The sequence below is a fragment of the Bovifimicola ammoniilytica genome, from assembly GCF_025567085.1.
GTDB classification, from domain to species: Bacteria; Bacillota; Clostridia; order Lachnospirales; family Lachnospiraceae; genus Bovifimicola; species Bovifimicola ammoniilytica.
Genome location: NZ_JAOQJN010000006.1, coordinates 119,795 through 137,800, shown reverse-complemented (window position 1 = coordinate 137,800; position 18,006 = coordinate 119,795). Strand labels below are relative to the sequence as shown.

Sequence of the window (18,006 nt, the reverse complement as noted above, 5' to 3'; positions counted from 1 at the left end):
TACATTACCTGCCTTTCGTTTTCATATTCTTGCGTTTCTTCCTGCTCTCTCTGGCATTTTTCCGTCTGTCTGGACGCTTGCGTTTCTCTTCCTGTTCCTTGCGGATATCTCCGAGTTCTTTCCGCACAGATGGTTTTTCATTCTTTTCTTTCCAGCTAGTTTCCCGATCGGAAGAAGTATTTCTGTTGCGCGAGAAAGGTTCGGATGGATTCTTTTCTTCCCCCTCCTGCGCCTGTGTAAAATTTCCTTCCGGGAAAGCCTCATCCCCGATCTGGAACATTTCTTCCGCATCGTCCAGTTCAAATTCTATTTTGCCTTCCGGCAGGACAACGGTCTCTGTCCGTACATTCTCCCTTGATTCTTTTTCCATCTGGTTTTCTGCCTTTTCCGGTGCAGTCTCTTTTTCCACTGCTTCTGTAACCATAGAGCCTGATTCTGCTTTTACAAAATCCAGATTCATCCGGTCTAATACCCGGTTCATCTTTGCTGCATCATCTGCAAATACCATGACCTCTGTCTGATCCGGATTCACCTTATCCTTGATAACTACATATAAGATACCCCTTGCCTTGGCCTCTTTTGCAAATTCTTTTAAGCGGTCACCCGGAACGGTAAAAAATTTCATCGGGCGCTGTTCCTTTAACATTCTGGTAAGCCTTGTTTTCCCTCTTGTCTTTTTCTGATCTTTCAGGGTGGCCGCAATAAAGATTGCCACATGCTTTGCCACATTTCCGGTAATCTTCAAAGAGTATTCCATTCCTTCCAGACTGTACCGCACCACCTGATCTGCCGGTTCTGCTCCGTAATTCATACTTATCTCACCTCCTGACTCTCTTTTTCCTTGTGTTCCACACGTTTCTCATTCTGGATTTGTTCTTCTGCCTTTCGAAGTCTTTCTTCGATTTCCAATGAATGCTTTTCAATCCGGACGGTCATACGGACTTCTTTTCGGAGATTTTTTAATTCCTCATTGATTTCGGACAGCCGTACTTTTCCACTGTCTTCACTGTCATTCCGATAGAGCTTTCTGCGTTCCTTCATCAGTTCTGAAATCTGCTTTTGTAACGGCTCACGGTATGTGGCAAGCTGTTCTCTGGTCGTAATATCATGCTTCATTAAAAACTCAATCTGTTCAATCCTCTGATCTAGTTTCCGGATATCCTCTCTGATGGCATACGGACTTCTTCTCGGTCTTTTTGGCAGTACTCCCATCTGATATAGATAGGAATAATATAATGCCTGTATCCCGGTCAGTTTCCTCTTTGGAGAAATCTGCACCGTCTTTTGATAGATGCGTTTTACTTTTGGCTGTAAGATCTGTCCACGGATCTCCTCTTCGGAATAGTTTTTTCCAAGAGACCGTAGCCGGATGTACCGTTCCATCCCCGGAGCCTTTAAAGCGACATATTTCCGGTTCAGTTTCCATGTGTATCCACGCTTTTCCATTTCTTTTAAGAATTGTGACCAGGAGTAGCTTTCCTGTACAGACTCCCTGATATCCAGACGGATCGCACTTCTCCATGTCGGTTTCCCTTCCTGTTCCGCTTTCCACTGTACATAAGGGATTGATTTTTTCTGGTCGGATTCAATGATAGACAGACCATATTTTCTGCACAGCTCATCGGAGATCTTCCGGATCTCCGTATAATAACTCTTTGCATTACTGTGGTACTTACGCCCGTCTGCCATGCTCACAGAGTTCCAGACAATGTGGTTATGATAATGTCTGGTATTCAGATGCGTTGTGATAACGACTTCATACTGTCCCTTTAAGAGCCGGTCTGCCAGTTCCTGTCCGATGAGATGTGCCAGTTCCGGTGTCACCTCACCTTCTGCAAAACTCTGTACCAGATGGTATCCTTCCACACCGCCCATCTTATGGAATCTCTTTTTCGTTGCCACCATATCTGCATACGCATTTTCATTGGTACATCCGATGGTATCTTCGAAGACCGCCTGTTCCGTCTTTGTCCGGTTCATGGCATAATCAATGGCAGCCTCCAGAGAGTCTGCTTTCTGTGTGGTTTTTTCTTTGTCTTTCACATATTCGATGGAACGGTCCAGGCGGTGGACGGGGATAACACTTGTATAAGCCATCTGTCATTACCACTCTTCCTTTACCAGATGCCATGTCTCTTTGGTAAGCCGGAGCATTTCCTGCACACTCTGCTCACTTGCCATTCCCGAAGCATTCGCAACATGGGCAAGCTGGTTCGCATTATTGCACAGACCCGCTATCTTCCTAAGCAGTTCCGGGTGATGCTCACAGGGTTTTGCGTGTACCTGTGCTCCTAAGATCAGCGAACGCATAAACTCTTCCCGACTCAGTCCGCTTTTTTCCACCTGTTCCTCCAATTCCCTGAGTTCCCTTGCATTTAACCGCACCGGGATCACATGGTTTCGTTTTCGCATTGCATCACCGTCCCTTCTCTTTTCTCTTTCATCATATCGCCAAGCTCCTGATCCGACCGTTTCGCAGTTACCATACAGCAGGTCACCACGACTCCGAAACAACCTCCACACATCAATGCGATCATAATCATGACTCCGTCTCTTAACATAGCTTATCCTTCCTTTCCGTTTTCATTTTGTATTCGGGGGATTGGGGTTCTCCCCAAAGTGCGTTTGGATATCCAAACGCTATGCTTGCAAAACGAGTACCACCAGTTTCTGTAGCACCGGATTAACTCGATTCTGATTTATTTTGATTCTTTTATCTGCACCAGTCCATCAAGTGTCGTACAAATGATATGGAGTCTGTCTGCCATACTGATTTCGGTATTCATTGTTCCTGTCACTTCTTTCCCACATACAACTACCATCCGGCATCTCCGCAAAAGAATATGGGACATTCTTCCATATCCCTGCATATCTTCTGCATCGGACTCTTCCAAGAATGGTGAGAATACAAATCTCGGACAGATTGGTACATACCCAAGTTCATAGATTTTTCTGCAATATTTCTGCACTTTTACCCGGCTTTCTTCTGCTGAACAGCACACATAAGCCAGCGCCTGTTCCATACGCTCCATCTCCTTCCTGCATCCAGTTGGATGCCACTGATTTTCTCTATAAAAAACAAGATGTCCAATTGGACATCCCGGCTACTTTTCATCCTCTTTCTGCTCTGCTTCTAATGCAATTTTCACTCTGTCACTTCCCAGTTTGTAGTAGGCATCTGTTACCTCAATTCCCACTGCACGATAACCTGTCATAACCGCTGCAAGGACAGTCGTTCCTGCCCCGGCAAACGGGTCCAGGATCAGACCTCCCGGTTCGCAAATCTGGATGACATCTTTCATAAGCTGCAACGGCTTCTCTGTCACATGAATCCGGTTCTGCGGATTTCCATATCGGAAGACGCCCGGCAGACAAGATACTGGACGGTTGATTGGCATCGGTCCGTTACTGCCCCACACAATGTATTCAGCCTGCTGGCGGAAACGGCCTTTCTGTGGACGGGAGTTTCCCTTATCCCACACCGCTGTTCCTCGCCAAATCCATCCTGCCCACTGCAATGCATCGGTAATCGATGGATACTGACGCCAGTCAATGAACAGACAGATCGGAGCTCCTTTCTTGCAGGCTTTCCGCACATCGTAAAGCCACTCGGCCATCCAGTGAGTCCATGATCTCTGATCTTTATTGTCCCCATCAAAATCCGGAAGTGCATTTGCAGCACTCATACTGCTGTATTTCTGGTTTGTAGTACGATTTCTTTCATTCTGCTTTGTTCCACCGGACGCATACGGTGGATCGGTAATGACTGCATCAAAGATTCCCGGCTGGAATGCTTTGACCAGTTTCAGCGTATCTCCATGTAAAATCTTCCAGTTCTTCCCTTCGGCATATTCCTCCGGGTATGTTCCCTCTTTCATAAGTTCTTCCAAACTCAGGCCATTTGTCATAGGCATCATCCTTTCTTTTCTCAGCGTTCCGGCTGATTTTTCTTCTTTGTCTTTTTATTTTCTTTTGGTGGTGGACTCAACTCGGTTTCCACATATTCACTGATAATCAAAAGTGCTTTGTAATAATCCCCACTTTCCAATACTCTTTTACACATTTCTTTTGCTTCTGCTGTCTGTTTATTCTTTTTCAAAAGAGTTGAGGCATCGCCCATAATGGAAAAAATATTCCCATCATGTCCAAGGAGTTGTAACTTGGGACGTTGTTTCTCAAGCTTTATCGGGATCTGCTCTGTTTTCTTTTCATAGATTTTCGGCTGCTCCATATCAGGATGCCAGAAATGCACATTCAGCATTCCACCATCTACCTTGATATCCCTCTGCTCAAATCCTTCACCCCAACCGTCACTGTACTGCCCTGTAATGTATTCGGTGAATTCCTGTAGTTCTTCCTGACTTAAAAATTCATTTAATTCCAGTTTGGTACAGCCGTACAGGATTCCATCTTTGTTTTCTATCGTAACAACTGCACTTTGTATTTTTCCATGAATGGACTCACTTCCATCAAAATACTGCATGAGATCATCTTCCCCATAGCGTTCCAGTTCTTCTCGGATGGCATCTTCATAATCGGCAAGTTCTGTTCCATCTAACGGCATTCCATATTCATCACTCTCCGACCAATCTTCTTCCCATTCGGATTCTTCGGAAAAAAGATTTCCAGTCAGCTCCGTCAACATCTGTACGTGTATCGTTTCTTTTTCTTCCATTCTCTATCACCTTCTTTCTAATGGTCTGTCCCTGCATTTATTTTCCTGCTTTTTTTCTTTCGCAAGGTCTGCGTAATCTGCCCCTTCTTTTTCCGGCAGATTGCAGATAATCTGATACGTTCCCTCATAATGCTTTTTCATCTGTTCTTTCGCCCATCTTCCTGCAAAGTCATTATCGGTACAGATTTCAATTTCTTTGATTTCCGGATGGTTCTTCAAAAACTCTTCCAGTGCATCCGGCGGCTTTTTAAAACGTTCACCCTGTATCTGTGCGTTTTCTTTCGGAGCAGCGATTCCCCCAAGGGAAAGACGATATTTATCCCTATTTCCCTCTTCCAGTGTCATGTGTGCCAATGCATCAATACACGCTTCATATACGGCAACTCGCTTTGTTTCTCTTTCAGGTGGAATGCAAAAGCTGTACTTTTTTTCACTCCCGGTCTGCTCCATCTTGAATCCCTTCCCGTTTTTTTCATAGATTCCTCGCAGGAATGCATATCTTGCTTTTCTGGATTCATCTTTCCCAACAAAAACAGCGTTATGGTACGGGACACTTTCATAAAGGATTTCATGTGAAATACAATATGTGATCACTTCATCGCTGATTCCTCTGTGGTTTAAATAAGCCCTGATTCGTCTGCAATTACAATACCTCTCCGGCAACTTAAATGGCAGTTTTTCCCTTTCCACAGCCTGTGTCGGAATAAAAGACGGACTCTCTTCGCACAACAGTTTTACGGCATCTGTAAATTTCATTCCATCTACTTCAATCAGAAACCGCAGTGCGGACACGCCACCGATATCTCTGGATTTCCAATGCCATTTGCTGGACAGTTCATTGATTTTAAAACTGTCATGATCCGTCAACTGCCATTCATTTCTGGTCCTTGTCTTTTGCAGTCGCTGTGCCTGATGCGTTCGCAAATACTCATACGCAGTCATATTTTTTGCTGCCTGAATCTCTTCTTCCGTTACCCAGGGCATTACAGAATTGCATCCTGAAGAGCCAGTACCTTATCCGTCCGCTCCCAAGGAAACTCCTTTCTTCCAAAATGACCAAAAACTGCCGTCTGACGGAAAATCGGACGATTCAGTCGAAGGGATTCCATGATCTGAACGGGTGTCACTCCAAACACCAGTGGGATTGCTGCCGCCAGACAATCATCCGCACACACTTTTCCTGTACCAAAGGTGTCTACCTCAATCATAACCGGCTCTGCTACTCCGATTGCATAAGCCAGAGACACCTGACACTTGCTTGCAAACCCAGCAGCTACTATATTTTTGGCGATATACCTTGCCATATAAGCTGCCGAACGGTCTACTTTCGAACAGTCTTTTCCCGAAAATGCACCGCCGCCATGCGGAACCATACTGCCATAAGTATCCACCATCAGCTTTCTTCCGGTCAGTCCGGTATCTGCATCAAATCCTCCGCACACAAATTTTCCTGACGGATTGATCAGAATCTTCGTATCCTCATCCGGCGGCAGTAATCTGAGTGCTGAGCGAAGCACTTTCTCTCTGATCTCGGCATCTAACTTCTTCAGGTTCTTTTCTGCACCATGCTGGCAGGAAACAACAACACTTTCCAGTCTCACTGGTTTTCCATCTTCATATTCTACTGTTACCTGTGCTTTTCCATCCGAAAAGATATCTTTGATATATCCGCTTCTTCTGCAAGCCGAAAGTTCACGTGTGATCCGGTGTGCCAGAACAGTCGGCATTGGCATAAGCTGCGGAGTATCATCACAAGCATATCCGACCATAACACCCTGATCTCCAGCTCCCCTGCTTCTATCTCTTATCTTTGCACCAATATTATCCCGAAATTCTTTCGACACACTCACTGCTTTCGCAATATCTGGACTCTGCTGGTGTACAAACGTATCCATTTCTATTCCATCTGTACAATATCCGCATTCTTCCAGAACCTTTCGGATCACATCAAATACTGGCGGCTCATATCCGCTGCTGATTTCTCCTGCCACAAACACATTTCCTCTTGTGGCAAGGACTTCACATGCCACTCTCGAAGATGGATCATAACGCAGACATTCATCTAAGATTGCATCTGCTATCTGATCGCATACTTTATCCGGGTGTCCTTCTGTTACTGATTCTGCTGTATAAAAACGTCTCATCTTTCTTCTCCTTATCTACAGACAGGGCAGGAGCTGCTCTATGCGCATCTCCTGCCCTGTCAGATTGGTTTATCCTGTAATTTTTATTTTATTTTTCTTCTGTTTCTTCTTTGTTGTCTGTCATTTTTGACTTCTTTCTGCGGTATACAGTCACTCCTGTAGCTGTTCCGGCAGATGCCAGTGCAAGCAGAACAAACGGCCATACTTTCTGGTTATCACCTGTTTTTGGTGCATTTGTTTTTTCTGTTGTTTTCTCCGGTGTTCTGGCATCTTTCATTTCTACTTTCTGGACTTCCATTGTATCTTTCAATGTGAATGTAACATCTTCCGCAATCTCGTAACCATCCGGCGCTGTGATCTCACGCAGAGTAAGTTCTTCATTGACCGGGAGCTTTGCAACGGAATGTGGCTTTCCATCCGTAATCCACTCCTCCAAAACAGTTCCGTCTTTGCGGATGATCTGAAGCTTTGCCCCTTCCAGTTCTTTTCCGGTTGTTAGGTCTATTTTTGAAATTTCCACTTTGGAATATTCGTCTTTCATCTCAACCTTTGTCACACTGCCATCTTCTTTGACTTCAAACGTCACATCGCTGGCAGACACATAACCATCTTCATAAGGAGCCAGTTCTTCATGTAAGGTATAACTTCCTTCCGGCAGTCCGTAAATGACATGTTCTTCCTTCGTACTGATCCACTCTTCCAAAACAGTTCCGTCTTTATCAATGACCTGCAGTTTTGCTCCTTCCAGCTCATTTCCGGTTGTTGCATCTGTTTTGGTAATACGTGTTTCTGTCGGCTGATTCTCAACTTCTTTGTTCAGTTCAATCTTTGCAAGATTCTGATTTTCATAGGTTGCATCTACATTCCATACTTCTTCATTTGGAAGATATCCGGCTTTTCTGACTTCCTCTTTGACATAGTATTTTCCATGTGGAAGATCACTGTCAAAAGTAAGTGTTCCCTTTGTATCTGTTGCTTTCTTTTCCAGCAGGGTATCTTTCTCTACGAGAACCTCTCCCTGATTAGAAACGATATCTTCCGCAGCATACAGTCCAAAAATAACACCTTCCAGCTTTTCTCCTGTGACAGAATCCTTCTTTTCTACCGATACAGAAACTTTCTGTCTTTCATTTTTATAGGTAACGCCTTCATAAACAACTGCCTGTGTATCATCCTCTGCTGTCAGGGTAAATTCTTTCTGTTCTGTATTCAGGACAAAATTCTCTCCTGCTACAACCTCTTTCAGATAATACGTTCCCAGTGGCAGATTGTAGATAACTGCTGTTCCATTTTCATCTGTAGTCAGTTTGGCTACCAGGTCATCTTTCTCATAACGGACAACTGGATTTCCTTCTTCATCCTTTGCTCCGTCCGGTGAATAGATGGTATCTTTGGCATATACTTCAAACTGGGCACCTTCTACTCCGGTTTCTTCATATTTAAAGTCTTTATAGATACCTGTTTCTTCTTTACCAGATACAGCATTTCTTACTTTAGAGACCAGTGCTTTTACTTTTGCCAGAACAGAATCTCCTGTTACTTCGGTAAGCTGTTCTCCCTTTTTCGTCAGGAGCAGGCTTCCTACCTGTTCATCGTTTTTCTGTTCTACCTCTACAATCGCTGCTCCTGTATCTGGATCAATCTGATGTGCAGTGTTTGAGGATACTGTAATTACAATACCGCTCTGTGGATTTTCTTTATATGTTCCTTTTGTAGTCTGCTCTAATGGTGAAATAATCGTTGTTCCATCATACAGGGACTCTTCGCTTCCCTGTCTTACAAATCCTTCCGGTGCTTTCACTTCTTCGATTCGGTAGGTAGAGCACTTCAGTTCCTGCGGTGTGATCAGATATCCTTCCTCATTGGTCTGGAATACGCTGATCTTTTCTTTTTTTGGATACTGAACGACCTGTTCAATGTATTTCTTATTTGTCACATCGTAAATCTTATAAGATGCCCCTGCCTTTAAAACAGTATTCCCAGTCTGTGCATCTTTCTTCACGATTTTTAACAGGAACTCAAACGGACGGTCATCAAACACTCTCCACTGCATAGGTTCTCTGCTGTCATTTTCCACATTTACAACAAATGGATCAATGGTTTTCAGATTCTCCGGGGTAGTGCTTTCCACTACAACATAACTTCCATACGGCAGTTCCGGGCTGACTGCATATCCTTTTGTATCCGTGATCAGTTCCGGCACTGGTACAGCTGTTCCATTCTCATAGGTGACTGCCACCTGCTCTTTGCTGAAGTCATAATTCTTGAAATCACTTGCCGTGTAGCTTTCTCCATTGGACGGTTTCAGTTTCCCATTTTTCACCTGTGTCAGGTCGCTGATCAGATATACCTTAAATCCTGCTCCTGCAACCAGGTCTGTTTCTGTCTGCTCTCCATCTTCACTGACTTTGATCAACTGGAATGCCTGTTTCTTTACCTGCTCTTTTACCGTAAGCTCTCTTGTCACTTCTGCAACGTCCTGACCTTCATAAGTTACGGATACTTCATATTTTGTAGTATCCCGTGTATATCCTTCCGGTGGAGTGATTTCTTTTACATACATTTCTCCAAGGTATAATTCTGAAAACTCCAGTGTTCCATCATCTCCGATGACTCCCTGCGCGATCAGGCTGTCCTGTTTATACAGAACTCCTGTTGTTCCATCCGGATGCACGATATCTTCTTTGGCATACAGACCATACACAGCACCTCGAAGAGCGCCGTCTCCCTGTGGCTGGAATGCAAATGTTTCCTTATCAATCTTTGCAATCTTTACTTTTCCAGTGACCCTCTCATCCGTTGCTGTTACCGTCAATGTCTTACCGGCTGCAACATCCACTTGATAGACTTCCTGATTCCGTTTATATCCGGTCGGTGCAGTCACTTCTTTTACATACACAGTTTTGAGTGCGGCATCAAAATAATCGCTGACTGCTTTTCCGTCTGTTCCGGTTGCAGTCATCGTCATTAGCAGATTTTCGCACTTCTTATCGGTGTAAATACCGTAAACTGCTCCAGATAGTGGGTTCTGTGTATTGATATCTTTCTTCATCAACTCAATGCGTGTCATATTCAGCCACTGTACACTGAAACTTACCGGAGCTGCTGTTTCGCTTTCAAATACACCGATATCCTGCTTGGAATCTCCGGTTGTCAGCACCAGCGTTCTCCATGTCTTTCCGACAGAACCATATAAGCTGCCGGAAGCATAACTGCCTGTCAGTAATAAATCCGCAGACAGATAGAATGTATCTCCACCATAAATCTGGATTTTTCCATTTGTAACACTTGTTCCTTTAGAAAGATTATGTGCAGTCACATTTTCCGGCACACTCAATGTCACATAGTTTCTGTGATCTCCAGACAGTGTGATATTTGGTGTTTTCTGGATGTTTCCATCCCGTACTGCATTCAGCTTTGTGCTTGAAAAGCTCAGTTCACCTTTTGGCGGTTCTTCCTGTCCGAACAGATAATTGATATATGCGATAACCCCTGCATTTACAAGGTCATTATAATTACATCCGGTAAATCCGGCTTCTCCTGCGTAAGCGTAGCTGGCTGCAATATGCGTATACACATACTTTTCATCCTCTGATTTCCCGGACAGATAACTTCCTGTCAGATCTCCTGCCCCGCCATAGCCATAGTAAAGGACTTTCTGCAAATTTTTATTGCTGTCCAGTACCTGTGCCACATAACTTCCACTCGGTGGGGATGCTTTCTGGGACTGGAGACAGTATGCGATCTTTCCGTTTACGGTAAACAGACACGTAAGATAATTTCCAATATAACTTGGATAATAAATAGTTCTCCCCTTTGTCAATGTAACTGTGGAACCGCTGCTTGTAGCTCTTTCAGCCGCAGACAATACCATCACATTTCCCTCTTCGATGTCCTCTTTCAGTTCTTTGACTGCCTGTGCAGATGCATCTTCTTCGGATGTTTCAATTTCTACATCTGTGTAGTTCTGCACAGGCGAATCCGAATCATCTTCAGATTCTGTATCTGACTTCTGTTTCTCTCCACCATTTTCTTCAGAATGTGCCTGACCTTCTGTATCCGTCAGAGTCACTTTCCGGGTGATGGTATAGCTGTCACTCTTATCTTTTGGAACGACCATATAAGTGGCAATATATGTTCCTGCTTTGTCAGAATGATACTCTCCACCATTCTCATCTTTGATACTTACAAGCGTAACATCTTCTTTTTCTGCATCATAATGGATTCCTTCCATACAGGTTTCCACCGCAAATGTTTCATCCGAAACCGCTTTTGTGATATCATCTGCTGTAACCGATGTATCTTTCTGGCTTGTTACCGCCTGTACTTCCGTCTGCTGTTCCGAGCCTGTCTGTTCGACCGCAAACGCATTTACACTGCTCAAGGTACTGATGCCCATCAGGACAGCCAGTCCAAAAGCAGCTATTCTGGTCTTTAATTTTCTAACCTTCATGTGCTTTTCCTTCCTAATTATAAATAGATTTTTTTAATTAAATACCGCAGAAGATGTTTCCTCTGCGGTACGTTTTATCTTGTATATCGATTTTTTTCTTTTTTCACTTCCTGTCTGGTACGCTTCACCGCTTTCATGACAGAATCTGTTGGAATCTGGTTATCCTTATATCCTTCCAGAATTCCATCCAGATAAAACTTCGATGGTCTTGCCGGAACATCTTTGTGCGGAGCGTTCATCATATATACAAACACCTCTTTCTCCACTCCATCCTGATTTTTTACCTGAATCGATTCTTTCCCATAAAAACTTGGGAATCCTTCATAGAAATCCAGACTCTTCTCACACGCTTCTGTGATTTTCCATAAAACTCCTTCGACACAGCTTCCCTTTTCCGGCAGTACCGTTGCTACTCCGTTACCCGGAGCCTTTCCTCGAAATGCCAGCCGATAATCTTCAAGCCGGACATTTTCCACAACTTCCGCAGCCGGACACCTGTACTTCATCTGCTCCAGATTCATGTTGCTGCCATAAGCGAAGTAATATCTATCTTCCATTTTTTCTCACCTCTATCTGACTCCTTCTGTCCTTTGATTTTTCTTCAAACACTCATACGTGCTTTTATCATATCTCCACGCAAGATCACCATCCAGATTTGCCAGCAAATGTTTTCGGACATTTTTATATTCGTCTCCAATTAACCCAAGTCTCAATAAAAATGTACGAAATGTAAATGCTGGATTTTCTGATATCAGTGTCTTTTTCATCTGTGTCGATCTCTGATTGATCGCCTGTGCGGAAATGGCTAATGCCAGAGTAATATTTGCTCTTACCTTTCCTGCATGAAGTGTGCTTTCAAAACAGCGCCATTCCAAAGTTCCTTTTGAAAACACAGCATGAAGATTCAGAGCATAATAACGGGTATGATCATAATGGGTATGACTTCCATCCCTGCCTCCATACCAGACATTTCTTACTCGGTCCATTGTGATTGATTTATTTGGTATTTTTCGGATTTTCTCCAATACCTCCGGTCGCACCCTCTGACAATAACTATTTGCTCTTCTCTCCTGCACTTTCAGTGCTTTGAACAGAATATCTTCCTTTGCATACATAATTGTCAGTGCATTTTTCAGACTCTGCGGTGTATGATTCGATGCATCTACATGAACATGCTGACCACAGGACTCATTTACAAAACCGCCATGCTGTCGCAGACATCGTACTACTTCCTGTAACTTACCCATTTCATCATAGGATAATTTCGGAGATACCATTTCTGTTGAATATTCTCCACCTGCGTCTACAATTCGACCGTATACTTTTCGTTGTGTATAAATGCTCCCATCAGACATAAATTTCCACTTTTTTCCTTCCAAATCTATCACTGACCAGACTCCATAAGTAGTGCCGTCATAATATGCTTCTGTTCCAAACATTTCAGCAACAAGTTCTGCAGCACGTTGTCTGGTAATTCCTGTCATCTCGATTTCTGTGCCAAAGTATTGGTCTTTTATACCGATCATGCCTAATGGATTCCTTTCTCAGACACTTCCTGTGTGTTGAGTTCGGAGTCTGCCTTTTGTAACAATCTGCCAATTGCCTCGATAACATTGACAGTTACTCCGTTTCCAGCCTGTTTATAAAGCTGTGCATCAGAAGTGCTGTCTATGATTTTATTTATTTGCCAATCATAATACCCCTGCAGTCGCAGACATTCCCTTGGAACTAATCTTCTTATTCTTCCGTGATACAAGATGCCATGACGATCGGTTGCAGTAATTGTAAACATCGGTTCTTCTGGTTCTTTCATGCGTCTGCCGTTCTGACGGACATTTTCTTTGGCTGGTGTAAGGACTGCTCTTGCCCCTTCTTCACTTAATACGCCGGAACATTCTCCTTTGTATTTATGGATTCCACATTGTCGGGTATTAAGGCTTCTGCATTCTTCAGTTACCAGTGGTGGCGGAGACAAATCTACAAAATGAAGTGTTCCCTGTTGGATACCTGTTGTCAGGGTATGTGCAATCTGGTGTCCGACTCTTCCTCTCCTGCTGTTGAGATTCGCATAGCCCAGATCGATGCTGTCCCCTTCTCTTGCAAGTTTGTAGCCGAGTTTTGTATTCTCTTTGATTGGAACACCTACATCATATAATCCTGTCTTGCCGCCCATTCCACCTGCCTGTGATGTCAGGGTACAGCTTAGTCCTTTGGGACTGTAGACTCTTTTCCCCTGACTTCCTGCCCGGATTTGAACAAGAGCTGCTCCATTTGTTTCTGGTTCAGGTAATATTTTTCCGGCACATCTGAAATCAAGATATCCGACAATATACACCCGTTTCCTTGCTTGGGGGACTCCGAAATCCTTGCTGTTAAGCACTTTCCATTCGACATGGTACCCCAGTTGCGAAAGCGTACTGAGGATGGTGCAAAATGTCCGCCCCTTGTCATGCGAAAGCAGACCGGGAACATTTTCAAGGATAAAATACTGGGGTCTTTTAGCTTTAAGAAGCCGGGCAATCTCGAAAAAGAGGGTTCCTCTTGCATCTGCAAATCCTTCTCGCTTTCCGGCGATAGAGAATGCCTGGCAAGGAAATCCTGCACAGAGTAAATCAAAATCTGGCATTCGTTCTGGTTCGATTGTTCTTGCGTCATTACAATACCACTCCCCTTCCGTATCAAACAGCAATCGGTAGTTCTTATCCGCATAAGTATCCACCTCGCAATGTCCGACACAGACAAAGTTTCCTGCCCGTCTTAAGCCTTCACGAAATCCCCCGATTCCGCTAAAGAGATCAAAAAATTGAATGGTTGCGGCTATCAACCTCCTTTTTGCTGATAAAAACAGGCGGCATGATCTCTCATACCGCCCTTCGTTATTCTGTATCAATTGGTTACCATTCTGTTGGTTCTTCTGCTTTGGATTCTTCCGGATCAGTCTCTCCTTCTGGTTCAGTTTCCTCTTCCGGTTCACTTTCCCCTTCTGGTTTGTTTTCCTCTTTCGGTTCACTTTCTCCATCCGGTTCGGCTTCCTCTTCTGGTTCACTTTCCCTTTCCGGCTCAGTTCTTTCTTCCGGTTGAGTTTCTTCTGTTCCCAATTCTCCAGTTGTCTGTTCGGATTCTTCAGGCTGCTCTTTGCTTTGCCATTCGACCTCTACCTTTTCCAGTGCTTCTTCTATAATCTGAATTAAGAAGTCTTTCTGTTTCATGTGTTTCTTTCCGATGACTACTTTTAATCTCTGGAATAATTCCTCTGATACCTGTACTGCTACTGTTCTTACTGCTCCCATGCTTATTTCTCCTTTTCCTTCCACTCTGTTGAAATGTTCTTCAATGACCTGTTGTAAAAATTTTTGTGTGCTGCTTTCTGTGAGTTCAATCTCTTCTCTTACTTTCTCATGTAAGTCCATCGGGATCTTTCCGCAGATATTTTTCATCTCTGCCATAACCTTTCTCCTTTCACTTTTGCTACACACAACATACTCCAAAGCCGCATGGAAAGCTATTCACAATACCCACCAAAGATATCGATGCATTTCTTGCCTTACCCCTAGCAGATCCAACAATGTATGTATCGTGCAATCATAGGCCTCACCCCCTTTACAAATTTTCCATTTGAGATAGAAAATCCATCATCTGATCTGGTATTTCTTCCGATGATAGTTTCGTTGTCGATTGTTCCGTAGTGCCACATATTCCTAATTCCCGAACACTTTCTTTTATCGTCTTTTGAATGACTTCTTCCATCCATTTCCGATCCTCTTTTTCCAGAATTGCCTGAACCAGATACTGGCTTTTCTGCCCTTCTGGAACACTTTGAAATTTCTCCCATGCCCTCTGGTGTTCTGGATTTTTCAGGTTCGGGCGGAACGAATATACCGGGCGTGTCATCTCGTCCACATCTGCTCTACAATCCGTTCATACCCTGTTGCGTTGGCATGGACGTCCTCTATAAAAACGGGGCGGCAAATCGCGTCCTGTGCGGTCACGTGGCGTTTTAAAATTGCGGAGCCTCCCCCCATAAATACGGTGGGTACTGCCCGGAGATCAAACCCGGATTCTGTCACCGCAGACAGTATTCTTTCTATATATTTCCGTCCGTTTTCCTGTATGATCCGTCTGGCCTCCTCTGCCATACTGCAAGATTCCCTCCGAAGCACACGCTCAATTTGAGTTTCTGTCACAGACAGTCCGGTATTTCTACGCACTTGTTCTGCTGTCTCATCAATACATCGGATTACTCCAAGTTCCAGACTTCTGCACGTTGCTGCATTCGGAACAGCATTGTCCAGCCTCATAAGGTCAACGGTCCAGCCACCAATATCAACAAGCAGAACAGACGGTTCATTCTTCAGATACTCTGGATGCAGAGCAAGCGCAGAGTATCCCTGTGGGAACAGTTTCACATCTTTTATTGTTATCTCATATAACTCACTTTCATATAAAAATCGCACTGGCTGCTCTTTCCGCAACAGATACTCCCTGAATCCCTGTTTCTCTCTTCCAAAACTTGAAAGCGGAAGTCCGACAGCCAGAATTACCTCTGTCTTTCGTTCCGCTTTCCGATGCTTGATTTCTTCTGCAATGGCTGCCAACGTCAGCAGATAATAATTATCATTTGACGTTTTATTTTTTACCAGCGTCTGTCTTCCCGTACCGCAGACATAATACTTTCCTTGATATTGCAGAACATTCTGCATGGTATACGGCTCGTAATCATACCCAATAATTCCACTTGGGAAAGACACTTGTCTTGTTTTAATGGCATAATAGCCATGATCAATTCCTATGATTATCACAATCACACCCTTTCATTTTTCTGTTTAACGTAAGGTCAAAAATGCTTTCACTGCTGCAACGGATTGTTGCAAAAGTGCCATTCGTGAACACTTTTCCATGTTCCAGCGTCCCAAAACCTGCGGAAAATCTGGCTTTTTTATACCACTATCGCCAGAGGAACACTACTGTTCCTTCGCAGCCGGTTATAAAATATCCCTCTCCTGGCGGCGGTCCAGCCTGTCCGGGGGAGGGATATATCGCAAGTTTCCTTTTTGAACAATCGCCTGTCTTTTTATTTTTATGAGGTGTTTTTCCTGCTTTTGTAAAATGGGAAGATACTCCGGTTCTGTCAGAAACTTTCGTATGTAATTCCCCTTTTCTCCCAGCTTGTTATCATTTCCTAACAGCTCCATTTCTACCATGTAATGGGTATCTGGATGAAATCTCTTCTCACACAAAATGCTGTCCCCTTTTATATAATCAGATTTAGCCGATTCTCTTGCTGCCGCCAAGAGTTCATAAATACTTACTTCCACCTCTTATCACCTCCCAAAAGACCAGAAAAAAGCAGACCTCTTAATCGAAGTCTGCTCCTGTCGGATATGGTAATCCTCTTTCTTCATATTTTTTATCGATATAATTTCGAATCCATTCCCTGTATTCTTCCGTTAATGCCAGTTCCTGAAATTCTAACAACCACTTTTCCCCTTTTGCTTCGTCATCAAGCCATCGATCTTCTATGCACTCCGGCTCATCTAACATTTTCATCATCGCTTCAAATGGCTCTTTTACATCATCACCAAATTCTTTCCATAAGGCGATTCCATAGTTCTCCAGTTCAAAAAATTCTGTCAGATATGTCAATCGTTCCATATCCCCCAATGTCATTCTTTTTTCACCTGACAATAATGCTCGATCTCTTTTGCCACATAGATTTAAAAATTTTCTCTTTTCCATCTCCACATCCATTATACTTTTACCTCTTCCTGTTAAAAATAATTCCTTATTACGAAACATTATAAAATTTAAATTCTTTAGAATCAATATATATATTTCTGTATTACGAATCTTTTTATTTTATAAGGGGAGTTCATCATTATGCAAAAGATTAGACCAGATATGGATATTGGTAAAAATATCCAAGCAATTCGATATAAAAACAATATGACTCAAGACCAAGTAGTTGCAAAATTAAATCTTATGGGTATCTCCATCACCAAAAGTACCTATGCCAAACTGGAAACAAATCGCATGAACATTAAGGCATCTGAATTAGTTGCACTTGCAAAACTCTTTCATACCGATATCAATGCTTTCTTTTCCGGCTTGCTATAGTTCGACATTCCCCGACTCCCTGTGTATATAATAGCATATTAAAAATAAGAACCAGTCTATATTCTTATCGGATATAAACCAGTTCTTTTTTCTTATCAAATAATATAAAAGTGACAGGGAATTCAGATTCTTATCTTCTGTCACTCATGTAATTATTATTCTATTTTAAATTTAATGAATTTACCCATTCTTGAATTTCTTTTTCAATGTTATTTTCTATATAAACGTCATACACATTTTTCCACATTATCTGTGTATACTGTTATTTTCAACCCCATAATTATAACTTGGTACACGCTATACACTACTATAAACTGTACTCCATTTTAGGAAATCCTAGAAGGATCTCGTCATAAGAACTCATATCCATCTCTTTATTCATAATCTCCGGTCTGTATTTCTTATCACTCATTTCCACACTGCTTCTGGATTTTTTATTCATCCAGTCAAGATCAGCCTTTGTATATGGAACTTTCGGCTCAATCTCAAATAAATCTGCTTTTGCTTCCTCTGCAATCATCTCTGCTACCTTTTTTGTTGTTCCGCTTGCACTGAAAAATGCCACTAATTTTTTACTCATAATAAAAGCTCCTTTCTTCGCAAATTTCTCGCATAAAAAT

At 43.0% G+C, this 18,006-nt stretch carries 18 protein-coding genes and 1 pseudogene; 1 reads left to right on the top strand and 18 read right to left on the bottom strand.

Features of this window, described 5'->3' with window-relative positions; translation table 11 throughout:
• Window positions 1–4: 4 nt before the first annotated feature.
• The 17 genes from OCV48_RS09390 to OCV48_RS09310 all read right to left on the bottom strand — a co-directional run bounded on the left by OCV48_RS09390 (window position 5) and on the right by OCV48_RS09310 (window position 17,008).
• Complete coding sequence (locus OCV48_RS09390; protein WP_147591789.1) at window positions 5–811, bottom strand: PcfB family protein; 807 nt, start codon at window positions 809–811, stop codon at window positions 5–7.
• Window positions 812–813: 2 nt separating this feature from the next.
• Window positions 814–2,097 (bottom strand): relaxase/mobilization nuclease domain-containing protein, encoded by a 1,284-nt coding sequence (locus OCV48_RS09385; protein WP_147591787.1) that lies wholly within the window; start codon window positions 2,095–2,097, stop codon window positions 814–816.
• Window positions 2,098–2,103: 6 nt separating this feature from the next.
• Window positions 2,104–2,412, bottom strand: coding sequence for a plasmid mobilization protein (locus tag OCV48_RS09380; protein WP_024852688.1), 309 nt, complete (start codon window positions 2,410–2,412; stop codon window positions 2,104–2,106).
• Between the two features lie 287 nt (window positions 2,413–2,699).
• Window positions 2,700–3,023 (bottom strand): DUF7768 domain-containing protein, encoded by a 324-nt coding sequence (locus tag OCV48_RS09375; protein WP_015513330.1) that lies wholly within the window; start codon window positions 3,021–3,023, stop codon window positions 2,700–2,702.
• 81 nt (window positions 3,024–3,104) lie between these two features.
• Complete coding sequence (locus tag OCV48_RS09370; RefSeq protein WP_147591785.1) at window positions 3,105–3,917, bottom strand: DNA-methyltransferase; 813 nt, start codon at window positions 3,915–3,917, stop codon at window positions 3,105–3,107.
• 11 nt (window positions 3,918–3,928) lie between these two features.
• Window positions 3,929–4,675 (bottom strand): hypothetical protein, encoded by a 747-nt coding sequence (locus OCV48_RS09365; protein ID WP_147591783.1) that lies wholly within the window; start codon window positions 4,673–4,675, stop codon window positions 3,929–3,931.
• 6 nt (window positions 4,676–4,681) lie between these two features.
• Window positions 4,682–5,659 (bottom strand): DUF3991 and TOPRIM domain-containing protein, encoded by a 978-nt coding sequence (locus OCV48_RS09360; protein ID WP_147591781.1) that lies wholly within the window; start codon window positions 5,657–5,659, stop codon window positions 4,682–4,684.
• Complete coding sequence (gene metK / locus OCV48_RS09355; RefSeq protein WP_147591779.1) at window positions 5,659–6,819, bottom strand: methionine adenosyltransferase; 1,161 nt, start codon at window positions 6,817–6,819, stop codon at window positions 5,659–5,661. The genes OCV48_RS09360 and metK overlap by 1 nt, the downstream gene beginning before the upstream one ends.
• An 88-nt stretch (window positions 6,820–6,907) precedes the next feature.
• Window positions 6,908–11,272 carry a SpaA isopeptide-forming pilin-related protein gene (locus OCV48_RS09350; RefSeq protein ID WP_147591777.1) on the bottom strand — a complete coding sequence of 1,455 codons (4,365 nt, stop codon included), beginning with the start codon at window positions 11,270–11,272 and terminating at the stop codon, window positions 6,908–6,910.
• Between the two features lie 74 nt (window positions 11,273–11,346).
• Complete coding sequence (locus OCV48_RS09345; protein WP_015513326.1) at window positions 11,347–11,829, bottom strand: gamma-glutamylcyclotransferase family protein; 483 nt, start codon at window positions 11,827–11,829, stop codon at window positions 11,347–11,349.
• A 12-nt stretch (window positions 11,830–11,841) separates the two neighbouring features.
• Window positions 11,842–12,798: an amidoligase family protein gene (locus OCV48_RS09340; RefSeq protein WP_147591776.1), complete on the bottom strand. Its 957-nt coding sequence runs from the start codon at window positions 12,796–12,798 to the stop codon at window positions 11,842–11,844.
• A 2-nt stretch (window positions 12,799–12,800) separates the two neighbouring features.
• Window positions 12,801–14,096 (bottom strand): DNA (cytosine-5-)-methyltransferase, encoded by a 1,296-nt coding sequence (dcm, locus tag OCV48_RS09335; RefSeq protein ID WP_147591774.1) that lies wholly within the window; start codon window positions 14,094–14,096, stop codon window positions 12,801–12,803.
• Between the two features lie 70 nt (window positions 14,097–14,166).
• Window positions 14,167–14,718 (bottom strand): hypothetical protein, encoded by a 552-nt coding sequence (locus OCV48_RS09330; protein ID WP_007884604.1) that lies wholly within the window; start codon window positions 14,716–14,718, stop codon window positions 14,167–14,169.
• 154 nt (window positions 14,719–14,872) lie between these two features.
• Complete coding sequence (locus OCV48_RS09325) at window positions 14,873–15,163, bottom strand: hypothetical protein (protein ID WP_007884594.1); 291 nt, start codon at window positions 15,161–15,163, stop codon at window positions 14,873–14,875.
• A complete protein-coding gene (locus OCV48_RS09320) occupies window positions 15,160–16,071 on the bottom strand; it encodes a ParM/StbA family protein (RefSeq protein ID WP_238634518.1) in 912 nt (303 codons plus the stop codon). The genes OCV48_RS09325 and OCV48_RS09320 overlap by 4 nt, the downstream gene beginning before the upstream one ends.
• A gap of 183 nt (window positions 16,072–16,254) precedes the next feature.
• Entirely contained in the window at window positions 16,255–16,587 is a 333-nt protein-coding gene (locus OCV48_RS09315) for a DUF5720 family protein (protein WP_147591772.1), read from the bottom strand.
• Between the two features lie 40 nt (window positions 16,588–16,627).
• Window positions 16,628–17,008 (bottom strand): hypothetical protein, encoded by a 381-nt coding sequence (locus tag OCV48_RS09310; protein ID WP_226799356.1) that lies wholly within the window; start codon window positions 17,006–17,008, stop codon window positions 16,628–16,630.
• A 141-nt stretch (window positions 17,009–17,149) separates the two neighbouring features.
• On the opposite strand from OCV48_RS09310, the gene OCV48_RS09305 reads away from it, so the two are divergent.
• A complete protein-coding gene (locus OCV48_RS09305; protein ID WP_005341369.1) occupies window positions 17,150–17,386 on the top strand; it encodes a helix-turn-helix domain-containing protein in 237 nt (78 codons plus the stop codon).
• A gap of 328 nt (window positions 17,387–17,714) precedes the next feature.
• Here OCV48_RS09305 and OCV48_RS09300 read toward each other — a convergent pair.
• Window positions 17,715–17,966 (bottom strand): annotated as a pseudogene (locus tag OCV48_RS09300) (flavodoxin); the annotation flags it as partial.
• Window positions 17,967–18,006: the final 40 nt, after the last annotated feature.